Source organism: Leclercia pneumoniae (assembly GCF_017348915.1).
Lineage (GTDB): Bacteria > Pseudomonadota > Gammaproteobacteria > Enterobacterales > Enterobacteriaceae > Enterobacter > Enterobacter pneumoniae.
The window spans coordinates 587347-611163 of sequence record NZ_CP071383.1 but is presented as its reverse complement, the minus strand read 5'-3'; the positions used below and the strand labels follow the sequence as shown (position 1 = coordinate 611163).

At 54.3% G+C, this 23817-nt stretch carries 22 protein-coding genes; 8 read left to right on the top strand and 14 right to left on the bottom strand.

Annotated elements, in window-relative coordinates; genetic code table 11:
* Window positions 1–85: 85 nt before the first annotated feature.
* The 3 genes from nadR to serB are packed head-to-tail and all read right to left on the bottom strand — an operon-like array spanning window position 86 to window position 3716.
* Entirely contained in the window at window positions 86–1318 is a 1233-nt protein-coding gene (gene nadR / locus JZ655_RS02885; protein WP_040077267.1) for a multifunctional transcriptional regulator/nicotinamide-nucleotide adenylyltransferase/ribosylnicotinamide kinase NadR, read from the bottom strand.
* A gap of 35 nt (window positions 1319–1353) precedes the next feature.
* Window positions 1354–2736 (bottom strand): DNA repair protein RadA, encoded by a 1383-nt coding sequence (radA, locus tag JZ655_RS02880; RefSeq protein ID WP_046885038.1) that lies wholly within the window; start codon window positions 2734–2736, stop codon window positions 1354–1356.
* 11 nt (window positions 2737–2747) lie between these two features.
* A complete protein-coding gene (gene serB / locus JZ655_RS02875) occupies window positions 2748–3716 on the bottom strand; it encodes a phosphoserine phosphatase (RefSeq protein WP_207292957.1) in 969 nt (322 codons plus the stop codon).
* Between the two features lie 118 nt (window positions 3717–3834).
* On the opposite strand from serB, the gene JZ655_RS02870 reads away from it, so the two are divergent.
* On the top strand, window positions 3835–4479 hold the full coding sequence (locus JZ655_RS02870) for a YtjB family periplasmic protein (RefSeq protein ID WP_040077271.1): 645 nt from the start codon (window positions 3835–3837) through the stop codon (window positions 4477–4479).
* Window positions 4480–4517: 38 nt separating this feature from the next.
* The gene (lplA, locus tag JZ655_RS02865; protein WP_207292956.1) at window positions 4518–5534 is read left to right on the top strand and encodes a lipoate--protein ligase; all 1017 of its coding nucleotides are present in this window, start codon (window positions 4518–4520) and stop codon (window positions 5532–5534) included.
* 59 nt (window positions 5535–5593) lie between these two features.
* Here the strand turns inward: lplA and deoD are convergent, their stop codons facing one another.
* From deoD to JZ655_RS02840, 5 genes are all read right to left on the bottom strand, one after another.
* Window positions 5594–6313, bottom strand: coding sequence for a purine-nucleoside phosphorylase (gene deoD, locus JZ655_RS02860; RefSeq protein WP_040077274.1), 720 nt, complete (start codon window positions 6311–6313; stop codon window positions 5594–5596).
* Window positions 6314–6443: 130 nt separating this feature from the next.
* Entirely contained in the window at window positions 6444–7667 is a 1224-nt protein-coding gene (deoB, locus tag JZ655_RS02855; RefSeq protein WP_040077275.1) for a phosphopentomutase, read from the bottom strand.
* A gap of 53 nt (window positions 7668–7720) precedes the next feature.
* A complete protein-coding gene (deoA, locus tag JZ655_RS02850; protein ID WP_207292955.1) occupies window positions 7721–9043 on the bottom strand; it encodes a thymidine phosphorylase in 1323 nt (440 codons plus the stop codon).
* A gap of 54 nt (window positions 9044–9097) precedes the next feature.
* Window positions 9098–9877 (bottom strand): deoxyribose-phosphate aldolase, encoded by a 780-nt coding sequence (gene deoC, locus JZ655_RS02845; RefSeq protein ID WP_040077277.1) that lies wholly within the window; start codon window positions 9875–9877, stop codon window positions 9098–9100.
* A gap of 1141 nt (window positions 9878–11018) precedes the next feature.
* Window positions 11019–12242 carry an anaerobic sulfatase maturase gene (locus JZ655_RS02840; RefSeq protein WP_046885044.1) on the bottom strand — a complete coding sequence of 408 codons (1224 nt, stop codon included), beginning with the start codon at window positions 12240–12242 and terminating at the stop codon, window positions 11019–11021.
* Between the two features lie 156 nt (window positions 12243–12398).
* Between JZ655_RS02840 and JZ655_RS02835 the strand changes: the two genes are divergently transcribed.
* The 6 genes from JZ655_RS02835 to JZ655_RS02810 are packed head-to-tail and all read left to right on the top strand — an operon-like array spanning window position 12399 to window position 18157.
* On the top strand, window positions 12399–13940 hold the full coding sequence (locus JZ655_RS02835; RefSeq protein ID WP_207292954.1) for a PTS transporter subunit EIIC: 1542 nt from the start codon (window positions 12399–12401) through the stop codon (window positions 13938–13940).
* A 14-nt stretch (window positions 13941–13954) separates the two neighbouring features.
* Complete coding sequence (locus tag JZ655_RS02830; RefSeq protein WP_207292953.1) at window positions 13955–15715, top strand: sulfatase; 1761 nt, start codon at window positions 13955–13957, stop codon at window positions 15713–15715.
* Between the two features lie 2 nt (window positions 15716–15717).
* On the top strand, window positions 15718–16584 hold the full coding sequence (locus JZ655_RS02825; protein ID WP_207292952.1) for an aldose epimerase family protein: 867 nt from the start codon (window positions 15718–15720) through the stop codon (window positions 16582–16584).
* A gap of 55 nt (window positions 16585–16639) precedes the next feature.
* Entirely contained in the window at window positions 16640–17521 is an 882-nt protein-coding gene (locus tag JZ655_RS02820; protein ID WP_046885048.1) for a MurR/RpiR family transcriptional regulator, read from the top strand.
* The gene (locus tag JZ655_RS02815; RefSeq protein ID WP_046885049.1) at window positions 17505–17894 is read left to right on the top strand and encodes a YidH family protein; all 390 of its coding nucleotides are present in this window, start codon (window positions 17505–17507) and stop codon (window positions 17892–17894) included. The genes JZ655_RS02820 and JZ655_RS02815 overlap by 17 nt, the downstream gene beginning before the upstream one ends.
* Window positions 17891–18157 carry a DUF202 domain-containing protein gene (locus tag JZ655_RS02810; protein ID WP_207292951.1) on the top strand — a complete coding sequence of 89 codons (267 nt, stop codon included), beginning with the start codon at window positions 17891–17893 and terminating at the stop codon, window positions 18155–18157. Before JZ655_RS02815 ends, JZ655_RS02810 begins: the two co-directional genes overlap by 4 nt.
* 97 nt (window positions 18158–18254) lie before the next feature.
* On the opposite strand, the gene JZ655_RS02805 is transcribed toward JZ655_RS02810, so the two are convergent.
* The 6 genes from JZ655_RS02805 to yjjG all read right to left on the bottom strand — a co-directional run bounded on the left by JZ655_RS02805 (window position 18255) and on the right by yjjG (window position 23808).
* Window positions 18255–19037: a TatD family hydrolase gene (locus JZ655_RS02805; protein WP_207292950.1), complete on the bottom strand. Its 783-nt coding sequence runs from the start codon at window positions 19035–19037 to the stop codon at window positions 18255–18257.
* Window positions 19034–20104: a patatin-like phospholipase family protein gene (locus JZ655_RS02800; protein WP_207292949.1), complete on the bottom strand. Its 1071-nt coding sequence runs from the start codon at window positions 20102–20104 to the stop codon at window positions 19034–19036. The genes JZ655_RS02805 and JZ655_RS02800 overlap by 4 nt, the downstream gene beginning before the upstream one ends.
* Before the next feature lie 136 nt (window positions 20105–20240).
* Window positions 20241–20402 (bottom strand): DUF1328 domain-containing protein, encoded by a 162-nt coding sequence (locus JZ655_RS02795; RefSeq protein WP_046885052.1) that lies wholly within the window; start codon window positions 20400–20402, stop codon window positions 20241–20243.
* Window positions 20403–20528: 126 nt separating this feature from the next.
* Window positions 20529–21146, bottom strand: a complete 618-nt coding sequence (gene osmY / locus JZ655_RS02790) for a molecular chaperone OsmY (protein ID WP_046885053.1) — start codon at window positions 21144–21146, stop codon at window positions 20529–20531.
* A 304-nt stretch (window positions 21147–21450) separates the two neighbouring features.
* Entirely contained in the window at window positions 21451–23040 is a 1590-nt protein-coding gene (gene prfC, locus JZ655_RS02785) for a peptide chain release factor 3 (RefSeq protein ID WP_046885054.1), read from the bottom strand.
* A gap of 90 nt (window positions 23041–23130) precedes the next feature.
* Entirely contained in the window at window positions 23131–23808 is a 678-nt protein-coding gene (gene yjjG / locus JZ655_RS02780) for a pyrimidine 5'-nucleotidase (RefSeq protein WP_040077282.1), read from the bottom strand.
* Between the last annotated feature and the right edge of the window lie 9 nt (window positions 23809–23817).

Here is a 23817-nt window from a genome sequence, read left to right as displayed (position 1 = left end):
CTGCTGCCCTAACCCTCTCCCTAAGGGAGAGGGGATTTCACGCTCCCTCTCCCCGTGGGAGGGGCGGGGGTGAGGGAAAAGCAATCTACCCCTGCTCCCCCATCATCGCCTTCACCAGTTCTACGCAGCGCAGGAAACGGGTGTCGTAATCCGACGCTTCAACGTGCACAAACTCAACGTTATTCTCGTTAAGCATCTCCACCAGCATGGTCTGGAACTCTTTCCTGTCCACGGAACTGCCGAGGCTACGCATACCGTCTGCAACCCACGGCGTGTTGTTCTCCAGCAGGATCACCAGGTCGAAGCGATACTCATCAATCAGCGCCTGTACGAACGGGTGCTCACGCCCTTCGTACTTCTTACAAAACGCCTGAGTAGTAACGAAGTCGGTATCGATGAAAGCGACCTTATTGGCATATTTCACCGCGAAATCAATGTACTGAGCATGCCCAAGCGCAATTTTATCGTAATCGGAATACTGCAGCGCCATCTCATCACCGCCCAGATGTGAGAAGACGTAATCCCGCCCGTACTCCCATGCGCTGGTGGTGTTAAAGATGTTTGCCAGCTTGTTCACCAGCGTCGATTTACCGCTCGACTCACCGCCCAGAATCGCCACGGTACGCACGAAGAATGGCTTAACCTCGGTGGGAATGTACTCCCAGTAGCGGAACGGGTTTTCGCGGATCTGCGCGCCGCTGATGTTCATGAACGTCCGTTTAGGATCGATAAGCACCGTTTCGGTTCCCAGATGCTGCAGATACTGGGATGCGTCAGACTCTTCAGAGGTGTAGATCGAGTTCGGCTGAATCCCCTTCTCTTCCATAAACGCCCGGATGCCATTACTCCAGACGTCCCAGCCGTGGGGATACGGCTCCATCCCCTCTTCGTTGAAAGCGTGGATACGGATATTTTTTTGATACTTAAAGGTCTGCAGCAGCCAGCGCAGACGATCCGACACCGTCGGCTGCTGGGACATCGCACTCGCCTCAAACAGCTCACGGTCGCGTTTATCGTCGTAGCCCATGATGATGTGCAGCTCATCCACCTGGCTACAGGCGCGCTGAATCAGATAGATATGGCCCGTATGCAGGGGGTAAAACTTGCCGAACACCACCCCAATGTTCTTCTGAAGGCGCGGGAATTCGAGCCCCAGAAAACGGTGCAGCGCTTCAAGTTTTTGCGCACTGGGGCTTTTGATTTTGGCGTTAAGCAGTTGGCTTAGATAGCCTTTGGTCATGCCGCTGGCTTCCGCCACCTGCTGTAACGTACAGCCCTTCTGGCGAATCGCGGTCTTGATATAGTCAAATGACGACATAAATTACGGTGCCTCCTGCAACATCGAATGCATAATTATAAGTCGTCAAAAACGCTTAACGCATCAGAGAGTTTTTTAACCGGGAAGACTTTCATCCCTTCAGGCAATTTTTTCGGTACGTTGGCTGCCGGCACAATGGCCCGACGGAAGCCATGTTTTGCGGCCTCGGAGATACGCTCCTGGCCGCTCGGTACGGGGCGAATCTCCCCGGCCAGACCCACTTCACCAAAGACCACCAGATCCTGCGGCAGCGGCCTGTCACGCAGGCTCGAGACCATCGCCAGCAACAATGCCAGGTCAGCGCTGGTCTCAGTGACCTTCACGCCGCCCACGACGTTGACAAAGACATCCTGATCCGCCATCTGCAAACCACCGTGACGGTGCAGCACCGCCAGCAGAATGGCCAGGCGGTTTTGCTCAAGCCCCACCGCCACGCGGCGCGGGTTGCCCATCATGGAGTGATCCACCAGCGCCTGAATCTCCACCAGCAGCGGACGGGTCCCTTCCCAGACCACCATCACCGAACTGCCAGAAGTCACTTCATCGCCGCGGCTTAAGAAGATGGCCGACGGGTTGCTCACTTCACGCAGCCCCTGTTCGGTCATGGCAAAGACCCCCAGCTCGTTGACCGCGCCAAAGCGGTTTTTATGGCTGCGCAGAGTACGGAAACGGGAATCGGCGTCGCCATCCAGCAGTACCGAACAGTCGATACAGTGCTCAAGCACTTTTGGCCCGGCCAGCGAGCCATCTTTGGTCACGTGGCCCACCATCACAATGGCCACACCCCGCGTTTTGGCAAAGCGCGTCAGGTAGGCTGCAGTTTCACGCACCTGGGCCACGCTGCCCGGCGAGGACTGGACATCGGCCATGTGCATCACCTGAATGGAGTCGATCACCATCAGCTTCGGCTGCTCTTCATCAGCGATCATGCAGATCTGCTCGATGCTGGTTTCCGACAGCATGTTCAGGTTGCCGGTGGGCAGACCCAGACGGTGGGCGCGCATTGCCACCTGCTGCAGCGACTCTTCCCCGGTGACGTACAGGGTTTTCATCTGTTCGCTCAGTTTGCACAGCGTCTGTAACAACAGCGTGGATTTCCCGGCGCCCGGGTTCCCGCCAATTAGAATGGCGCTTCCCGGCACAACGCCGCCGCCCAGCACGCGGTCAAACTCTTTGAAACCGGTAGAGAAACGCGGCAGCGCTTCCAGGCTGATTTCAGACAGCTTCTGGACCTTCGAAACGCCCGCATTACCCGCATAACCCGTCAGGCGCTCGTTGCGGGCAACGGTTGGCGAAGCGGCCACACGCACTTCGGTGATGGTGTTCCAGGCATGACAGGCGCTGCACTGCCCCTGCCAGCGCGGATAATCCGCACCACATTCATTACAGACAAATGCGCGTTTTGGAGCTTTCGCCACGGTTTACCTCGTTATTTCTGATTCAGGCTACCGGAGAGGATGCAGAACACCCCCATCAGGTCAGCATGACGGATAGTCACTTCCGTCTTTTCATTAACTTTCGGCTTGGCATGGTATGCCACGCCCAGCCCTGCCGCTTTAATCATCGGCAGATCGTTCGCGCCGTCGCCGATAGCCACGGTTTGCTCGAAGGGTATGGCGTATTTCTCTGCCAGACTCAGCAAGGTGTTCGCTTTGTACTGGGCATCCACGATATCGCCGATCACCTGGCCGGTGAGTTTACCGTCCCGGATCTCCAGTTCGTTCGCCACCACCGCGTCAAGACGCAGTTTATCGCGCAGATAGTCAGCAAAGAAGGTAAAGCCGCCAGACGCGATAGCCACTTTCCAGCCGAGCGTCTCCAGCTTGAGCACTAACTGCGTCAACCCTGGCATCAGCGGCAGCGTTTCACGCACCTGCATCAGGATATTGGCATCGGCATCTTTCAGGGTGGCTACGCGCTGTTTCAGGCTGGCGGTAAAGTCCAGCTCACCGCGCATCGCGCGCTCAGTGACTTCTGCCACCATTTCGCCGGTCCCCGCCAGTTTGGCGATCTCGTCGATACACTCAATCTGGATAGCCGTTGAATCCATATCCATCACCAGCAGGCCCGGCGTTTTCAGATGCGGGATTTTCCCCAGCGGCGCAACGTCCATCCCGGCATCATGTGCCAGGCGCGTGGCGCGCTGCGTTAAGGAGCCCGCCAGACGGATGACCTGATAATCTTCTACGCACCAGGCCGCAACGATAACCATCGCCGCGCCCAGCTTGCGCTGATATTTCGTCAGTTGCTGTTTATCCAGGCCGCGTCCGTACAGCAGCCAGCCGCTACGGCCAGCGTGGTAATCCAGTGGCATTACCTCATCGCCACTGAGAGAGAGCGGCAATCCTGGCCAGAGAGAGACATCATTAGGCAGGTCGCACCAGGTAATGTTTGGCATTAAAGCTCCTGTAAAATCGTTCGCGCCGGGAATCATCCAGGGGGAAAATAACGCATGAGGCTACCTTGTAACCATCACTTCTGGCAACATTAAGCCGAAAATTTTCAGCAGGTGGAATATGGCTCGCGCAAAACTGAAATTCCGGCTTCACCGTGCCGTGATTGTCCTCTCCTGTCTCGCCCTGTTAGTGGCGTTGATGCAGGGAGCGTCGTGGTTCAGCCAGAACCATCAACGACAACGGAATCCCCAGCTTGAAGAGCTGGCCCGCACGCTGGCGCGACAGGTATCGCTGAATGTCGCCCCGATGATGCGTACCGAAACGCCCGATGAAAAACGTATCAGCCAGGTGTTGCGGGTGTTAACCGAAGAGAGCCGCATCCTGGATGCCAGCATTTACGACGAATCTGGCGAACTGGTTGCCCGCTCCGGCGAGCACGTCGAGGTGCGTGACCGACTGGCGCTGGATGGCAAAAAAGCGGGCGGATATTTTAACCAGCAGATTGTTGAGCCGATCCAGGGGAAAAACGGTCCGCTGGGTTACCTGCGCCTGACCCTCGATACCCACACGCTGGCAACCGAGGCCAAGCAGGTGGATAACACCACTAACATTCTGCGCCTGATGTTGCTGCTGTCGCTGGCAATCGGCGTGGTGTTGACGCGAACCCTGTTGCAAGGGAAACGTACCCGCTGGCAACAATCGCCCTTCCTGCTGACCGCCAGTAAATCGGTGCCGGAAGAGGAAGAGAGCGAAAAGAAAGAGTAGTGGTACAGTTGACTCCCCTTTCAGAAAAGGAAATCTGCATGTCTACATTACGCCTGCTTATCTCAGATTCATACGATCCCTGGTTTAACCTTGCGGTGGAAGAGTGCATCTTCCGCCAGATGCCCGCCACCCAGCGTGTGCTGTTCCTGTGGCGTAACGCCGATACGGTAGTCATTGGTCGGGCGCAAAACCCCTGGAAGGAGTGCAACACCCGGCGCATGGAAGAGGACAACGTGCGCCTGGCGCGCCGGAGCAGCGGCGGCGGCGCGGTGTTTCACGACCTGGGTAACACCTGCTTTACCTTTATGGCGGGTAAACCGGAGTATGACAAAACGATCTCGACCGCCATCGTGCTCAATGCGCTCAATTCGCTGGGCGTGACAGCAGAAGCCTCGGGTCGTAACGATCTGGTGGTGAAAACCGCGGAGGGCGACCGCAAAGTGTCCGGATCTGCCTACCGGGAGACCAAAGATCGGGGCTTCCACCACGGCACGCTGCTATTGAATGCCGATCTGAGCCGTCTGGCAAATTACCTCAATCCGGACAAGAAAAAGCTACAGGCTAAGGGGATTACCTCGGTGCGTGGCCGCGTGGCGAATCTGGTGGAGCTGCTGCCGGGGATCACTCATCAGCAGATTTGCGACGCCGTGCGCGAGGCCTTTTTCGCCTATTACGGCGAGCGCGTGGAAGCAGAGGTGATCTCACCAGACAAAACGCCGGATCTGCCCAATTTCGCTGAGACTTTTGCGCGCCAGAGCAGCTGGGAGTGGAATTTCGGCCAGGCGCCAGCATTCTCCCATCTGCTGGATGAGCGCTTTACCTGGGGCGGCGTAGAGCTGCATTTCGATGTTGAAAAAGGGCATATCACCCGCACGCAGGTCTTTACCGATAGCCTGAATCCGGCCCCACTGGAAGCATTGGCGGCGCGTTTACAGGGCTGTCTGTACCGGGCCGATATCCTGCAGCAGGCGTGCAATGCGTTGTTAGGGGATTTCCCGGAGCAAGAGAAAGAGTTGCGGGAGTTATCGACGTGGATTGCGAGGGCAGTACGGTAACGGGCGGTCTGATAACCGCATTCCAGCCCTCTCCCAAAGGGAGAGGGAGGACGAGATGATTAGGCTTTATCGCCCAGCAGAACCGATTCCAGCGCGATTTTAATCATGTCATTAAAGGTGGTCTGACGCTCAGCGGCAGTGGTCTGCTCGTGGGTACGGATGTGGTCAGACACGGTGCAGATGGTCAGCGCTTTTGCACCAAATTCCGCCGCGACGCCGTAGATGCCCGCCGCTTCCATTTCCACGCCCAGAATGCCGTACTTCTCCATCACGTCGAACATTTCACCGTCCGGAGAGTAAAACAGGTCTGCGGAGAAGATGTTGCCCACGCGCGCATCCACGCCCAGGTTTTTCGCCGCGTCTACCGCGTTACGCACCATATCGAAGTCCGCGATGGCGGCAAAGTCGTGATCTTTGAAACGCATACGGTTGACTTTGGAGTCGGTGCAGGCGCCCATACCGATCACGATATCGCGCAGCTTCACGTCCATACGCACGGCGCCGCAGGAGCCCACACGGATGATCTTCTTCACGCCGAAATCGGTGATCAACTCTTTGGTGTAGATGGAGCAGGATGGGATGCCCATACCGTGACCCATAACAGAGATTTTGCGGCCCTTATAGGTACCGGTGAAGCCGAGCATGCCGCGAACGTTGTTCACTTCACGCACATCTTCCAGGAAAGTTTCAGCAATGTGCTTAGCGCGCAGCGGGTCGCCCGGCATCAATACGACGTCAGCGAAATCACCCATTTCTGCATTAATGTGAGGAGTTGCCATCTTTCAGTTCCTTTTCATTGAGATTTTCCCTCTCCCTGTAGGAGAGAGTTGGGGTGAGGGCATCAGACCGCACCCTTGTTTATTATGTGAGAGGGCCGGGGTGCCGGCATCAGGCCGCACCCCTGTCACATCAGAACATGGCCTTGCCATATTCCATGTCGGACGTACCAAAGTATTTCGCGATGGTCTGGCCAATATCCGCGAAAGTTTCACGGTGTCCCAGAGAGCCTGGTTTCACTTTCGGGCCGTACACCAGCACCGGAATGTGCTCACGGGTGTGGTCGGTACCGGTCCAGGTTGGGTCACAGCCGTGGTCAGCGGTCAGGATCAGAATGTCGTCCTCACCCACCAGCTCCATCAGCTCAGGCAGACGACGGTCAAATAACTCCAGCCCACCGGCGTAGCCTGCAACGTCGCGACGGTGGCCCCAGGAGGAGTCAAAGTCTACGAAGTTAGTGAAGACAATGGTCTTATCGCCCGCCTCTTTCATCTCTTTGATGGTGGCATCAAACAGCGCGTCCAGACCGGTGGCTTTCACTTTTTTGGTGATGCCGCAGTTGGCGTAGATATCTGCGATTTTACCCACGGAAACCACCTGGCCGTCTTTCTCGTCGACCAGTTTTTGCAGCACGGTCGGTGCCGGTGGCTCTACGGCCAGATCGTGACGGTTGCCGGTACGCTGGAAGTTACCCGCTTTGTCGCCGATAAACGGACGCGCGATGACGCGGCCAATGTTGTAGCCGCCTTCGGTCAGCTCTTCACGGGCGATTTCGCACAACTCGTAAAGTTTATCCAGGCCAAACGTCTCTTCGTGGCAGGCAATCTGGAACACGGAGTCAGCGGAGGTATAGAAAATCGGCTTACCGGTTTTCATATGCTCTTCGCCAAGCTGGTCCAGAATCACGGTACCGGAGGAGTGGCAGTTACCGAGATAACCCGGCAGGTTAGCGCGCTTAACCAGTTTATCCAGCAGCTCCTGCGGGAAGCTGTTTTCGTGATCGGAGAAATAGCCCCAGTCGAACAGAACTGGCACACCGGCGATTTCCCAGTGGCCTGACGGGGTATCTTTACCGGAAGAGAGCTCGTGTGCCCAGGCATAGGCGCCCACCACTTCCGCGTTACCGTCCATACCGGCGGCGATTTTACCCGTCGCGCCTTCGTGGGCCTTCACCAGGCCCAGGCGGGTCAGGTTTGGCAGAGTCAGAGGGCCTTTACGACCGTTGTCCGCTTCGCCTTTTGCGCAGGCTTCAGCGATGTGACCCAGGGTATCGGAACCCACGTCACCAAAACGTTCTGCATCTTCGGTTGCGCCGATGCCGAATGAGTCCAGCACCATAATAAATGCACGTTTCATAATTGTTCTCCGTACGTAGTGCTTCAAAAATGAGTGATCAGATCAGTATACCGCTATTCAGTGACACGGCGATAGACCGTCGGCGTGGTTTCCGGCGCTTTATCGTCAAGGCAAATTGCCGCTTTCACCGCCTTCGCCGCTTCCTGCCAGCTGGCTTCATCTTTCGCGTGGATCACCGCCAGCGGACGTTGCCCGTCAACGCTGTCACCCAGGCGGGCCATGTCGGTGAAACCGACGCTGTAATCAATAGTGTCCGAGGCCTGACGGCGACCGCCACCCATCGAGACGACCGCCATGCCAAGCGCGCGGGTGTCCATCGCTGAGACGAAGCCTTCGGTATCCGCATACACGGCTTTGCTGAGCGTCGCCGTCGGCAGGTATTTGGCATAGTTTTCGACGAAGTCGGTTGGCCCTTTTTGCGCGGCAACCATCCGGCCAAAGATCTCGGCCGCTTTGCCGTTGTCCAGCACCGCCTGCAGCTTCGCCCGCGCCTCTGCATCGTCTTTGGCAAGCTTGCCGGAGATTAACATCTCGACGCACAGCGCCATGGTCACGTCGAGCAGACGTGAGTTACGGTACTCTCCGGTCAGGAACTGCACCGCTTCACGCACTTCGACGGCGTTACCCGCGCTGGAGGCCAGCACCTGGTTCATATCGGTCAGCAGTGCGGTGGTACGCACGCCCGCGCCGTTGGAGACGCCAACGATCGCTTCGGCAAGCGCTTCAGAGAGCTCATAGGTTGGCATAAAGGCGCCGCTACCCACCTTCACGTCCATCACCAGCGCATCCAGCCCTTCCGCCAGCTTTTTCGCCAGAATAGAGGCGGTAATCAGCGGGATGGAGTCCACGGTGGCGGTGATGTCGCGGGTGGCGTAGAAACGCTTGTCCGCTGGCGCAAGCGAACTGGTCTGGCCAATAATCGCCACGCCAACGTCTTTAATAATATCGCGGAAGCGATTGTCATCCGGGAAGATATCGAAGCCTGGAATGGCTTCCAGTTTGTCGAGCGTACCGCCGGTATGACCCAGGCCACGCCCGGAGATCATCGGGATGTAACCGCCGCAGGCTGCCACCATCGGGCCCAGCATCAGGGAGGTGACGTCACCGACTCCGCCGGTGGAATGTTTATCGACGATCGGGCCGTTAAGATTAAGACTTTTCCAGTCCAGCACCGTTCCTGAATCCCGCATCGCCATGGTCAGCGACACGCGCTCAGGCATAGACATATCGTGGAAGAAGATGGTCATCGCGAGGGCGGCAATCTGCCCTTCAGAGATGGTGTTATCGCGAATGCCGTTGATAAAGAAGCGGATCTCTTCGTCGCTTAAGGCCTGACCATCACGTTTTTTACGAATAATTTCTTGTGCGAGAAACACGGTAACCTCCCGAAAATAGGCCGGGAGCGCAACGCGTCACCCGGCAATTCATACTTAGTAGCTGCTGGCGCTCTTACCGTCGCCATGACCCAGCGCTTTCAGCAGGCTTGCCAGCAGGCTGGATGCGCCGAAACGGTAGTGACGGGAATCCGCCCACTCTGCGCCAAAGAGTTCATCGGCAATGGCGAGGAACTGCTGGGCGTCTTCTGCGGTACGCACGCCACCAGCCGGTTTGAAGCCGACGGTTTTTTCCACACCCATGTCGCGGATCACTTCCATCATGATGCGCGCGCTTTCCGGGGTTGCGTTCACCGGCACTTTACCGGTAGAGGTTTTGATGAAATCGGCGCCCGCTTTGATCGCGATTTCAGACGCTTTACGAATCAGCGCCTCTTCTTTCAGCTCGCCGGTTTCGATGATCACTTTCAGCAGCACGTTTGCCGCGGCACAGGCCTCTTTACAGGCTTTCACCAGGTCAAAACCGACCTGCTCGTTGCCAGCAATCAGCGCACGATACGGGAAGACCACATCCACTTCGTCAGCACCGTAGGCAATGGCGGCGCGGGTTTCGGCCAGCGCGATCTCAATGTCGTCGTTCCCGTGCGGGAAGTTGGTAACGGTCGCTATGCGAACTTCCGGCGTGCCCTGCTCTTTCAGCGTTTTACGCGCAATCGGGATAAAACGTGGATAGATACAGACGGCAGCGGTAGTCCCCACCGGGGTTTTGGCCTGATGACACAGGGCGATCACTTTTTCATTAGTGTCGTCGTCATTCAGGGTAGTCAGATCCATCAGTTTCAACGCGCGCAGGCTGCTTGCGGTTAAATCGGTCATATCAGTCTCCAACGGCTTTGCCGTAAAATTTCACCTTGCGGGTCTGTGAATATTCTAACATCCGCCCGCATATACACTTCGACATTCATCACAGTTAATGAAAACTGCATACAAATTTGCATTACTGTAATGAGATCCAGTTCAAACAATCTCACCCTGACGGCTGAGGACGACGTCAGGCAGACGCGTAGTTTTTAAAAACCAGCCGCCACACGCTCTCTCCAGGTGGCTCATGCCAGACAGTCAGATTAAGGATGCAGTTATGCCCCTCATCCTATTCAGTGGCCTGCAATAACGTTGCCAGCTAAGTGTGACAAGCCTTCTATAACGGCCAAAATAGCTGGAACCGGAAGAAGGAGGCTTTGACTATGCCTTCTCGCGGCTCATTGGCTTTTAGCAGCCTCTTCCATCTAACATGCTGGTAAACGACGGCGAACAGAATGTTATAATTATAACACAAAAAACAATCTATCGTCGTCTTAAACCTTGTACCGTTCTAATGCTGTCGAAAGCTTTTATAGGTATGAAGATCGGTAGAGAAAACAGACCTTACATCTGAGAAAAATACGGTAAGAAGCGGACACCCAGCCATTAACGTCCACTTTGACAGAAGATAATTATCGGCAGAACGCCGCGAATGTTTGACGACGGGATGCGGGCAACCATCTTTGTGTAGCCAGCAAACATGACACCCCTGATGTCGAAAAATGGTAAAATAGTCACAAGAAACACGCCAGTGCCGTCATTTGTTATAACTCGCTGTCGTACGGCTGTTCTTTGCACCCTAAAATCACCGGTGCGCAGTGTTGATCTCTACGCACACGCTGGCTTTATTGATAATAGCGTTCTGGAAAAGGTGAGCGGCCCGACTGGCTATAAAATGAACGTTATGGAACCCGTCTCGCTGAGAGCAAGCGGGTAATATTCGGGACGCGTTGCCATGTAGTCGGGACGTTGAAGTAGTCGATGCCGTGTTACTGGTCGTTCGTGTTCGCAGGTGTAAAGAGACTATTCCCGACGGGCTACACAAATGAAGGGGCTGTTATTTTATCCACAAAGGTGACCGACCCGGCACGTTAAAATAACCTCTTCCGTGACATTACAGAGATAAGAGTGAGACGCTCCTCTTCGTCAGAATTGATTATTTCGATATGGATTCAGAGGCGCCAATCGAATCAATAACCTGCATAACCCTGGCCGGTGGTTGCTGAGCTTTTATTTGATCAGCCATATACCGCATGTAAGGATCCATGTGGCTAAAAATGGCTTTATAGCCCGCGCAAAGATGATTGTGCCAGCGCTCTCCACTCTTATGGATACGGTGTTTTGGGCAGCCGCCATGGCAGGCAAAGCGCCACTCACAACGCATACACTCTGCACTAACCTCTGTTTTTGCCAGACCAAATTTGCGCTGTTGTTTACTGGCGACCATCCTGGCCAGATTATCTCGCCTGACGTTTCCCAGCCGATGTTCAGGATAGACATAGTGGTCGCAGCTGTAGACATCACCGTTTTGCTCTACCACCAGACCGAACCCGCACGATGACTGCATGACACACAACGACGGTTTCTCTCCAAGCCAGGCAGCCAAAGCGCTGTCAAACATCTGAACGTACACCCGACCGACATCCTTTCGCACCCAGCGATCAAACACCCCCTTCATAAATTGTCCGTATTGTTCACCTGAGACCGACCACTCGGTGACAGAACCTTTGAGCGTCTGCGGATACAATAATTCACCGTATTTTTTATCAACAGCGCGTTGTTCTACGGCAGGAATGAATTGAACAAATTCCGCTTTCAACTCCTGAGTCAGGAAATCGTAGATTTCTTGCGGGTGCTCGGCCGTTACATTGTTCACGACTGTGAGTACATTCACCTCAACGCGATACTTTTGTAGCAGCCTCATAGCGCGTAGCACCTTATCAAAGACCGATTGCTGGCTGCGAGTCTTACGATACCGATCGTGTAGCCATGCCGGCCCGTCTATGGAGAGTCCCACCAGGAAGCGATTTCTCGCCAAAAATTCAGCCCACTGCTCGTCAATTAGCACGCCGTTAGTCTGAATACTGTTGGTAATGCGTTTCGTGCCAGCAAACTTTTTTTGCAATTCCAGAGCCTTTTGATAAAAGGCGATACCGGCAAGGGTGGGCTCCCCACCCTGCCAGGTAAACTCTACTTCCGGGGCTGGGTTTGATTCGATGTACTGCCGGACATAAGCCTCCAGAGTGCTATCGTCCATATGACGGGCAGCTTTACGAGGTTTGAGTGTTCCCTCTTCTTTCTCCAGATAAAAACAGTAGTCGCAGGCGATATTGCACTGAAAACTGACTGACTTAGCCATAAGGTGAAAGGGTTTGTTCATATGCACTCCTGAAAATCACGCCGGGAAATTTAGTGACAGAGTTCACTCTTTTGCTGACGTGTTTTGACTTTGTACAAAAAGGATCGAAACATATATTTCTCAAAAACAAATATAACATGAAATATAAACTTCATAACACCAACATCAGGGGTCTTTATGAGCAAACTGTTTGCCGGAGCACAAAATCTGGGTAAATCGTTTATGCTGCCGATTGCTGTCCTGCCCGCGGCAGGCCTGCTTCTGGGGTTCGGCGGCGTTTTCACTAATCCGGTTACCATAGCTACCTATCCTGTACTGAACAGCGAGATTATTCAGGCGATCTTTACGGTCATGAAGCTATGCGGCAGCGTGGTCTTCGATAATCTGTCCCTGCTGTTTGCTGTAGGGATAGCCGTAGGTATGGCCCGAAGTGATAAAGGCACCGCCGGTCTTGCTGCAGTGCTGTGCTTTATCGTGATGAACAAGGCGATCAATGCCTCACTGTTACTGTCAGGCACACTGGCGACAGAGAATCTGGCGGCGGCAGGTCAGGCAAGCGTAATGGGTATCACGACCTTACAGACTGGGGTCATGGGAGGTATCCTGAGTGGGCTCCTGGCGTTCTGGGTGCAGAAACGCTTCGGGAAAACGCAGCTTCCTAATCTGCTGGCCTTCTTTAGCGGTTCACGTTTCGTCCCTATCGTAACCTCTTTCTTCGCCATCTTCCTCGGGGTGGCTCTTTTCTGGATCTGGCCGCATATTCAGATAGGCATTACCCACCTTGGCGGGCTGGTCGAAAAGACTGGCTACGTCGGTACACTCATCTACGGCATGATCCTCAAATGCCTCATTCCGCTTGGTCTGCATCACCTGTTTTATCTGCCTTTCTGGCTAACCAGCGTAGGTGGGGAACAAATGGTCAACGGGCAGCTAGTACAAGGCACGCAGAAAATCTTCTTTGCTCAGTTGGCCGATCCCTCTGTCACGCAATATTACATCGGCGTTTCACGCTTCATGGCGGGCCGCTTCGCCGACTTTATGTTTGGTTTACCGGGTGCAGCGCTGGCTATTTACCATTCCGCACGTCCAGAGAACAAAAAAAAGGTCGCCAGCCTGATGCTGTCCGCTGCGCTGACTGCCTTTGTCACCGGTATCACCGAGCCGCTTGAATTTGCGTTCATGTTCTGTGCGCCACTGCTCTATGGCGTACATATTGTTCTGACTGGCGTGGCGTTTATGTTGACGCATATCCTGCAAATTACCGTCGGTCAGACCTTCTCTGGTGGGCTCATTGACTTCCTGTTGTTTGGTGTACTGCAGGGCAATGCAAAGACAAACTGGGTACTGATGCTGCCGCTTGGGCTCGTCATGTTCTGTCTCTACTACTTCAGCTTCCGCGCGTTGATTAAGTGGTTACAGCTCAGAACGCCGGGCCGTGAAGAGGAATCGGAAGAGGAACAACCGGCATCCACGCTTGCCGGTAACGAGAGAGCTGAAGGCATCGTTCAGGCTTTAGGTGGACGTGAAAATATTGTGGATGTGGACTGCTGCGCTACGCGCCTGCGCATCACGGTAAAAGATCCGCAGCGGGTAACGGTAGAAGCCTTCAAACAGTTAGGTAGCCGTGGCGCCTTCGTCCGTGGAGAGGGGGTACAGGTAGTCTACGGCCCGCATGTAACCCTGATTAAGAATGAAGTAGAAGAGTTTATCGGTTCATAAAGAAGAGACGTCTTATGAAAGCTGTAATGTTAATGTTTGATACGTTGACGCGTAACCATCTCGCCCCCTATGGGGGCGATGCCATCACCCCTAACTTTACCCGGCTGGCAAACGAATCTGTACAGTTTGATAATTTCTACGTTGGCAGCATGCCTTGTATGCCTGCCCGGCGTGAACTTCACACCGGCCGTTACAATTTCCTTCATCGCAGCTGGGGTCCTATAGAGCCCTTCGATTTCTCGACGTTTCAGGCTTTGAAGCAGGCCGGTGTCCACACCCATATGGTAACCGACCACAAACATTACTGGCGTGATGGCGGCGCAACCTACCATACGCGTTATTCCACCTTTGAATTTATCCGGGGTCAGGAAGGCGATTGCTGGAAAGGTCAGGTTGAGAAACCGGCGATTAACTGGCAGGGCATGGAGGATGAAGAGACGCTTCGTCGCCGCAGTGGCCGAATGACTCAGGATCTTATCAATCGTGCCGCAATGCCCACGCAGGAAGAGCATTTCACGCATCGCACCATCAGCGCTGGCCTGGAGTTCCTCGATGTGAATCAGCACCAGGATAACTGGTTCCTGCAAATAGAGTGTTTCGATCCCCATGAGCCATTCTTTGTGCCCGAAAAATATCTCGCGCAGTACGGTTGCACGCCGGATGAGTTCGATGGCTGGGTGCCTTACTACTGCGGTTCGCCAGGCGGTAAAGACGACGATAAGGTCCGAAAATTTTACCAGGCGCTCATCACAATGTGTGATGACTACCTCGGGCAGGTTATGGATAAGCTTAAGGCGCTCAATCTCTGGGAAGATACCCTATTTATCGTCTGCACCGATCATGGCTTCCTGCTGGGTGAACACCAGTGGTGGGGCAAAAATATCATGCCGGTTTACAATGAAATCGCCAATACGCCGTTCTTTATACGCGATCCGCGCTGTAAGGCAGAGGGCGTACGCCGTAGCGCGCTGGCGCAAACCGTGGATATCCCGGCTACCCTGCTGGACTACTTTGACGTTACCCGTCCACCATCTATGACCGGTAAACCTCTTCTTCCTGCCGTACAAGATGATACCCCGATCAGGGATTATGCAATGTTTGGCTATTTCGGTGGGCACATCAACATTACTGATGGCAATTACGTTTACATGCGATGCCCTCGCGAGGCCGGCAAGGAGAACCTGTACGAATATACCCTGATGCCAACGCGTATCGACAGCATGTTTAAAACTAGCGAACTCACTGATATCCGTATCCATCCCGGTTTCGATTTCACCCTGGGGGCTCAGGTCATGCAGATCCCTGCAACCTTTGGCTACCTTAACCCATGGCGTTTTGGAGATAAGTTCTTCGATCTGAAAAACGATCCCCGACAGATGCACTCTCTGCACGACGAGAAACGGACGCTTCAGTTTGCCAGCGCCATTGCTGAAGAGATGCGGCGTCATGACGCACCCTCTGAGCTTTACACGCGTTTTGAGTTAGACCCATTAATGCCTGAGCGAGAACGTGCCTTTGCCGAGCGCTGGGCAAAGCAGACCTTATGGACTGGCAAAGAGTATCGCTGTGAACATCATGGTGTGGAAGAAGCATTGCGCTTCATCCTTACTGCGGCAAAGGAACAGGGTCTGGCTGCCGAAGCCATACTCACCCATTTCCCGGCAGGGCATGTGTTGGTTGAACAGGATCTGTTTGCGCTCATAGATGCCTGCTTTACGGGCGATCGTCATAAGGCGCTGGTTTATCAGGCCCGGTTGCTGTTGAGGACGGAATAACCATGAATGTCTGGACGATTGGCAATGACCGCTTTCAGGTCTCAGTCAATGCACTCGGCGGGGAACTTTGCAGCCTGCGTGATAAACAGACAGGGGGGGAATGGCTGTGGCAACCACAAGCTGACGTCTGGAATCATTCCGCCACACAGCTTTTTCCTGTTGTAGGAGGACTTGTTCAGGGCGGAATCAGGGTTAACGGGCACTTCCTGGCCTTAGCGCCACACGGTTTTTTACGTCACCAGACATTTTCCTGTCTCAGTAAAGGTAACAACCATGTTCTTCTCGAGGCCATGGCAACGACCGAAACAATGAAACAATGGCCCTGGCGATGGCGTATCAGGTATGAAGTTACTCTTGAAAGGGAGGGGATTTGCGTATCGCAGCAGATTTTTAATGATGACGATCGCCCTTTCTGGTACTCCATTGGCTGGCATCCGGGCTTTGCCTTACCGATAGCCAGCCAGCCTGGCTGGCATGTTGAGTTTGCAGATAATCCGGTGCGGGGGCCATTCCTTACCCGGAACAGAACGCTAATCACAGAAGAGCAATTCCAGACCACCGGGACCTTTCCGCTTGAGCCGTCCTCATTTCGCGAAGGGGCCGTTTACTTCGGGAACTGCCAGCAGCGGCAGATTTTTATCCGTAATCCTGAAGGTAACGTGGTGATGTCGCTGGAGACGGGCACACAAGATTGGCTGGCACTGTGGGGAGTTCCCGGTGCCGATTTACTCTGCATTGAACCCCTGGCGGGTACGACCGATTGCCCAGGATTCAAAGGGGATATAACTCACAAGCGTGGGATACGACAGCTTAAGCCGAATGAAAACGAGGCATTCAGAGTGAAGCTACGTTTTGCGGTGGACGCATGAGCGGGGTATTGCCAAAATATCCGCTTATTCATCATGCTTAAGGTCAGGTGTAGCGATGAGCGCTAATCGCGAGAATGTTCGGGTTTATATCAGCAATATCATGTCGGGATTGAGTGAAACTGACCAACATATTGCCCGCTTTATTCTTGAGCAGCCCGCAGCGGTGGCACAGATGCCGGTGCGTAAACTGGCAGAAGCTATCTCAGTCAGCGAAGCCACGATCGTGCGTTTTTGTAAGAAGATCGGTTATACCGGGTTGCTGGAACTGAAATCAGCCCTGAAGCGCGAGTTGCTGGAAGAGACCGACCAGCTTTTGCCCACCTCACCGGATATTTTTCTGGATGACACGCGCAATGACGTAGCGCAGAAGATCTCAATGACAGTGGCAACCACCCTCAATGAGACTATCGGCCTGCTTGATATGAAAGTCGTTAATCCAGTGGTGGAGCGCTTATTGACGGCCAACCGCGTTCTGTTTGTCGGATTTGGCGCTTCAGGGCTTTCAGCCATGGAAGCGAGAGACAAAATGAACCGTCAAGGTATTGATTCTGAAGCCTATACCGATCGCTTCACCATGACGCTAAAGCTTGCCAACCTGAAGCCCAACGATCTGGTCATCGCCTTCTCCCATTCCGGTGAAACGCCGGAAGTGGTCAACGCATTCAGGCTGGCAAAGAAAGCGGGAGCACAGCGTCTGGCAATCACGCATAGCCCCCAGTCACCGCTGACTGAACTTGCAGAAACCTGGCTATTAACCTGCGGCAGTGCAGGCCCCTATCAGGGCGACTCCATTGCTACGCGTATTTCGCAGCTATTCATCATTGAATTCTTATGTACTGAAGTGACACGCCATAACCTACGAGACAGTGCATCAACCGGACTGTCGATAAAAGAATTGCTAATTAAAGAAAGGATTAAACGTGAGTCAACAGGATAACGTCTCGTCCGTACGACCCAGAGGTAAATGGTGGCTGGCGGGTAAAACGCCAGACTACCGCTTCACTCTCGCAAACGAACGAACTTTTCTTGCCTGGATCCGCACGGCACTTGCGCTGATGGCTGGCGCCGTAGGAATTGAACAATTTTCTCCTCAACTCTCATCCGGAGAGTTACGTATAGCTATCTCGACAACGCTTCTGCTAAGTGCGTCCCTGATGGGATTTATGGCATGGCGCCGCTGGCGACGTAATGAGTATGCCATGCGGCTGGCGACAAATTTACCTTATACCCGTGCACTCGTAATCCTTTCTGCTTTGATGGTTGTGCTTTCTGTTTCACTTGGGATCTTGCTCTGGCAGGGAAAACCATGACGACTGGCGATCCCGGCCTTCAGCCGGAAAGGACCGAACTTTCCTGGCGAAGAACAGGCTGGTCGATGATTATTCCTGCGCTGTTGTGTCTGCGGGGTTGGGGAAAATATGGAGAAGTGCTTTATGCAATCGCAGGCACACTCTTGATGGGTGGCTCGGTATCGCTTTTTTGCGGGCTTGGTCGCGGGAAATACGCTTTTATTTCTCTGATCGTGGTGACGGCTGGCACGCTCTTATTATTAGCGGCTGGGCTGAGAGATTGAACGCAATCGCTAACAAAAACATCGTCTTGTAAACCCGCCAGCCCCCTCAGCATCCGCAGGCAGAAGAGGCTCATGAGTATAACGGCAACCACTCTTTCTAAAGCGGCAGATCAAAGAGCGCGCGGGTATTATCCAGCAGCGCCCCGGCGATCGCCTCTGGGGGTTCATTTCGCAGTTCGCAGAGAGTGGCGAAGACCCGGGCCGCCTGCTCGGGGCGATTCGGTTGCCCCTGAAAACCGTTAAGCGGCATGTCAGGCGCATCGGTCTCCAGCAATAGCGCGGAGAGTGGCAGCTGCGCCATCACATCACGCGTTTTACTGGCACGCGGGTAGGTAATGGTGCCGCCGACGCCAATTTTGTAACCCATGTCGATAAACCGCTGCGCCTGCTGCAGGCTGCCGGCAAAGCCGTGCACCACCCCGGTACGCGGAAGATCCTGCCGCTTAAGGTGCATAGCCAGCTTATCGTGAGTACGGCGGGAGTGAAGAATCACCGGTAGCTCATAGCGTTTTGCCAGTTTTAACTGGGCCTCGAGGATCGCTTCCTGGCGCGCAAACTGGGGATCAGCGCGATACAGATCGAGGCCGATCTCGCCGATGGCCACCAGCTTTTCAGGCCTGGCCTGAAGCGCCGCTTCCAGCGCCTCCAGATCGCGCTCCTGATGGGTTTCGATCACGATAGGATGCAGGCCGAGGGCAGCATACAGAGCCGGATGCCCGCCTACTAATTGCAATACCTGCTCAAAGCGCGCTGCCTGAATAGCGGGCACGATGATCGCCTCCACGCCCACCTTTGCCGCCCTCTCGATGCTGGCCGTCTCATCGCCAGTAAACGGGGGAAAATCGAAATGGCAATGGGTGTCTACAAAGCGGTAACTCACGCTAAATCCTCGTTATCAAACAGCGTATCGTTCGCCTGGGGAATATCAACCAGCGGCGTGGTAACGGCATCGTTGGCCACGGTTGCAGGCGGTACCACCACCGTAGCCGGGGGGATAAGCCGCGTATGGCGGCGCAGCGGTGGACTTTCCGCCAGCAGCTTGCCGAGGGTAGCCAGAAAATAACGCCCACACTGGCGCCCTGTTTTGTAATCTTCCCGCAGCGCGGGCAGACGACTGCCCAGCGCCATACTGCTTAAAGGCCTGGGCGGATAGATTTCGATGACGCGCACCTTTCCCGGCGGCTTATCGATAAATTGCTGGATCGCGTGATAAGTCATCTCATGATGATGTACGAGATTCATCAGCGGCTGCAGGCTGCTCTCCCCAAGCCAGCGCTCCATGCGCTTAAACCACTGGGGGGTGTAGTACATCTGGGAGGGAACCGTGCGGATCACCACGATTGTCTGTGCTCCACGCCGGGCCGCCTCCTGCACCGGAATGGCATCGCTAACGCCGCCGTCCAGATAGTTAATGCCATCCAGCGTGGCGCCATTGCGATAGAAACCCGGTATGGCGCTCGAGGCGCGGATAATATCCAGCCAGTTCTCTTTCAGCGGGGAAAAATAGCCCGGCGTATAGTCATCGCTGCGACTTGCGCACATCCAGAAAGACTTACCGGTATCAAACAGCCTCGCGGCGGTGTCCATCGCCAGCGGCATTTGACGAGAGGTAGAGTCCAGTAGCCAGTCGAGATCGATCAGATTTCCTCCCCGCACAAAACGTACCGGGTCAAAAAACTCCCGCGAGGTGGTGTAGCGCATAATGACCTTGCGGGCATAACCGGGCTGATTACAGACATAGGCAGAGAGATTTTGCGCACCCGCAGAGGTGCCGAAATAGAGATCGAAGGGGTTAAATTGCGCGCGCATAAACTCATCCAGCACCCCTGCTGTGAAGATGCCACGCTGCCCCCCGCCTTCGCAGACTAATGCTATCTGCCCCGGGCGAAAGGGTTTTATCGCCAGCGGCGCAATATTGCCGAGCGTAACGGGAATTCGCTGACCCACCTCTGCCTTCCTGTTTTTAATTATTGTGTCAGGACACAGTAACGCAAACGTGGCCTGTTCCTCAAACGGGAAAAGCCAGTCGCAAGGACTGGCTTTTAAGATGCTCCGGTATATCCGTGCTACGGATTAGCTGTTGCTACGGACGGCGTCGTCCGGTGAACAGGCTGACCAGGAACAGAACAATACCGACAACGAAGACAATTTTCGCCGCGCCAGCCGCGGTACCCGCCAGTCCGCCAAAACCAAGAGCGGCGGCAATTAACGCGATAACCAGAAATATAATGCCCCAACGAAACATAAGCCTCTCCTTTACCATAGTTAATGTCGACCGCTAAATCTGAGCGCTCAGATGCTCACGCGATATCTACAGGTGTAATTCTGATCTCGCCTTCTGGCCTCAGCCAGAAGGGCGAATTTAGATTTTTTATTTCGATTTCAGGTCGTTTTTAACGCTTTTCACGCCATCAACCGCTTTCGCGATGCTTTCAGCGCGGTCTACCTGCGCCTGAGAGTCAACCGTACCGGAGAGCTGAACCACGCCATCGGTAGTTTCAACTTTCACTTTACGTGACGGAACGATGTCATCTGCTAACAGTTTAGCTTTGATTTCGCTGGTGGTTGCAGTATCGCCTGCATAGCCTTTAACGCCCTGCTCTTTACCATCACGTACATGCAGTTTGTCGCTGACTGAGGAGACACCCTCAACCTCTTTCGCCACTTTCACAGCCTGTTCGGCTTGTGCCTGGCTTTCAACGAAGCCACTCAGGGTGACGACAGCTTTTTCCGTTTTCACGGAGATATCGGTGCTCTTGATATTATCGTGATCCACCAATGCCGCTTTAACTTTAGCCGTGATAGCACTGTCATCCATGAAATTACCGACTTTATTCATAGAGCTATCGATTTTTTCACCTGCGCTGCTCGCGCTGTTTTGCGCCTTGTCCGTGGTGGTCTCTTCCGCCAGCGCGGAACCACTTACCAGGGCACTGCCCAACATGACGGCCAGCAGGGTTTTTGAAATCTTCACACTTTTCATATTCATCGATGTACTCCTGTTATCTACTCGTTATTCGAGCGACGAATATCCCTTAGATTCAGTCTTTAATATTGTGAGAGAACACAGGGTGAGGATGAGAGACTTATCAACACGCATTGAACAGAGCTTTCATCCACACCCGGTGTTAAACACTGAGTTAAATATAGATCACAATTTTAACGCCGCTTTCAGAATCGAGGAAAAAATGAACAACCAAAAGCAAATCGCGGTGATTTAAGAACATTCCGCAAGGAGTTAATAAGGCAGGGAATTAAGCAGAGCACGGCGACAGCCGTGCTCTGAGAGGGGATTAGTGCTCGCGGGTTTTGCGGAACTGTACGTCAGGGTAACGTTCTTGAGTGAGGTTCAGGTTCACCATAGTTGGCGCGATATAGGTGAGGTTATCACCTCCATCCAGCGCCAGTTGAACTTCGTTTTTGCGCTTGAACTCTTCGAATTTCTTCACATCGGCACATTCTACCCAACGGGCGGTCGCGACGTTGACCGATTCGTAAATCGCTTCCACGTTGTACTCGCTCTTCAGACGGGCAACCACCACGTCGAACTGCAGTACACCCACCGCCCCTACGATCAGATCGTTGTTGGCGATAGGGCGGAATACCTGTACCGCACCCTCTTCGGAGAGCTGGACCAGCCCTTTGAGCAGTTGTTTCTGCTTCAGCGGATCGCGCAGACGAATACGGCGGAACAGTTCCGGAGCGAAGTTCGGAATACCGGTGAACTTCATCATTTCACCCTGGGTGAAGGTATCGCCAATCTGGATAGTACCGTGGTTGTGCAGACCAATGATGTCACCCGGATACGCCTCTTCTACATGCGAACGGTCGCCCGCCATGAAGGTCAGCGCGTCGGAGATCACCACGTCTTTACCGATACGTACCTGGCGCAGTTTCATGCCCTTTTCGTACTTGCCGGACACCACGCGCATAAAGGCGACGCGGTCACGGTGTTTCGGATCCATGTTGGCCTGAATTTTGAATACGAAGCCGGTGAATTTCTCCTCCTGCGCTTCCACTTCACGGGTGTCGGTTTTACGTGGCATCGGCTTCGGCGCCCACTCCACCAGGCCGTCGAGCATATGGTCTACGCCAAAGTTACCCAGCGCGGTACCAAAGAAGACCGGGGTGATATCCCCGCTCAGGAACAGCTCTTTATCGAACTCGTGAGAAGCACCTTTGACCAGCTCCAGCTCATCGCGCAGCTGCGCTGCCAACTCTTCGCCAACCGCCGCGTCCAGATCCGGGTTATCCAGCCCCTTCACGATACGGACTTCCTGGATGGTGTGGCCTTTACCGGTCTGATAGAGGTAGGTTTCGTCTTTATAGAGGTGATACACCCCTTTGAACAGCTTCCCGCAGCCAATCGGCCAGGTGATAGGCGCACAGGCGATCTTCAGCTCGTTCTCCACTTCATCCATCAGCTCCATCGGATCACGGATGTCACGGTCGAGTTTGTTCATGAAAGTAAGGATCGGCGTATCGCGCAGACGGGTCACTTCCATCAGCTTACGGGTCCTGTCTTCAACACCTTTCGCGGCGTCGATCACCATCAGACAGCAGTCCACCGCCGTCAGAGTACGGTAAGTATCTTCGGAGAAGTCTTCGTGGCCCGGGGTGTCCAGCAGGTTGACCAGGCAGTCGTGATAGGGGAACTGCATCACGGAGGTGGTAATAGAGATACCACGCTGCTTTTCCATCTCCATCCAGTCAGATTTTGCATGCTGGCTAGAGCCGCGACCTTTTACGGTACCGGCGGTCTGGATCGCCTGTCCGAACAGCAGCACCTTTTCGGTGATGGTGGTTTTACCGGCATCCGGGTGAGAAATAATGGCAAAAGTGCGGCGCTTGGCCACCTCCTGCAAATAAGGAGACAACGTCATAATTAATCTTCTAAGTAAGCACGGCGAAGCGCCACGCATGATGAATACGAAAAATTGCGGCTATTTTACCCATCAACGGGGGGGAGGCAATCAGTGTTTACACAGGAGCTGCTCCAGTTCGCTCAACGAGGTAACGGTCCAGGTCGGTTCGATGCCTTCAGGCAGCGCGCGACCGTGCGCATTTAGCCAGCAGGTAGCCAGCCCGGCGTTCATGCCGCCGCGAATATCAGACTCTGCGGTATCGCCCACCATCAGTACGCGGGCGCGATCCGGATTACCGGCAAGCTCCAGCGCATAGTCAAAAATACGCGGATCCGGTTTTGGTACGCCGACCTCTTCTGAGATCACCAGCGCATCAAAGTAGTCACGCAGACCCGTGCGTTCGAGGCGGATCTGCTGCAGTGCCGTAAAGCCGTTGGTGATAATCCCCAGCTTCGCTTTGCCTTTCAATGAATCCAGCAAAGAGACGGCACCCGGCAGCGGAGCGCAGATTTCAGCCATCGCATTAAGGAAGGCATCATTCAGTACGCCAGGGCTGACGTTCAGGCGGCCGGCCCAGAGGTCAAAACGCTGATGTTGCAGCTGTAACGCAGTGATGGCGCCATTCTGGTAATCGACCCACAAAGGTTTGTTCACCGCCTGGTAATCCTGAAAATCCTCAGCGGTAAAGGTGATGCTGTAATCCAGAAACATCCGCTGTAAGCCGCCAAACGAATCGAAAGTAAACAGCGTTTCGTCGGCATCAAAGAAAATCCAGTCCCAGTTCATTTTACAACC

Coding starts and splice junctions, on each gene's coding strand:
- nadR (WP_040077267.1), bottom strand. CDS start 1,318: ATGTCGTCATTTGACTATATCAAGACCGCGATTCGCCAGAAGGGCTGT.
- serB (WP_207292957.1), bottom strand. CDS start 3,716: ATGCCAAACATTACCTGGTGCGACCTGCCTAATGATGTCTCTCTCTGG.
- JZ655_RS02870 (WP_040077271.1), top strand. CDS start 3,835: ATGGCTCGCGCAAAACTGAAATTCCGGCTTCACCGTGCCGTGATTGTC.
- lplA (WP_207292956.1), top strand. CDS start 4,518: ATGTCTACATTACGCCTGCTTATCTCAGATTCATACGATCCCTGGTTT.
- deoD (WP_040077274.1), bottom strand. CDS start 6,313: ATGGCAACTCCTCACATTAATGCAGAAATGGGTGATTTCGCTGACGTC.
- deoB (WP_040077275.1), bottom strand. CDS start 7,667: ATGAAACGTGCATTTATTATGGTGCTGGACTCATTCGGCATCGGCGCA.
- deoC (WP_040077277.1), bottom strand. CDS start 9,877: ATGACCGATTTAACCGCAAGCAGCCTGCGCGCGTTGAAACTGATGGAT.
- JZ655_RS02840 (WP_046885044.1), bottom strand. CDS start 12,242: ATGAACAAACCCTTTCACCTTATGGCTAAGTCAGTCAGTTTTCAGTGC.
- JZ655_RS02835 (WP_207292954.1), top strand. CDS start 12,399: ATGAGCAAACTGTTTGCCGGAGCACAAAATCTGGGTAAATCGTTTATG.
- JZ655_RS02830 (WP_207292953.1), top strand. CDS start 13,955: ATGAAAGCTGTAATGTTAATGTTTGATACGTTGACGCGTAACCATCTC.
- JZ655_RS02825 (WP_207292952.1), top strand. CDS start 15,718: ATGAATGTCTGGACGATTGGCAATGACCGCTTTCAGGTCTCAGTCAAT.
- JZ655_RS02820 (WP_046885048.1), top strand. CDS start 16,640: ATGAGCGCTAATCGCGAGAATGTTCGGGTTTATATCAGCAATATCATG.
- JZ655_RS02810 (WP_207292951.1), top strand. CDS start 17,891: ATGACGACTGGCGATCCCGGCCTTCAGCCGGAAAGGACCGAACTTTCC.
- JZ655_RS02795 (WP_046885052.1), bottom strand. CDS start 20,402: ATGTTTCGTTGGGGCATTATATTTCTGGTTATCGCGTTAATTGCCGCC.
- osmY (WP_046885053.1), bottom strand. CDS start 21,146: ATGAATATGAAAAGTGTGAAGATTTCAAAAACCCTGCTGGCCGTCATG.
- prfC (WP_046885054.1), bottom strand. CDS start 23,040: ATGACGTTGTCTCCTTATTTGCAGGAGGTGGCCAAGCGCCGCACTTTT.
- yjjG (WP_040077282.1), bottom strand. CDS start 23,808: ATGAACTGGGACTGGATTTTCTTTGATGCCGACGAAACGCTGTTTACT.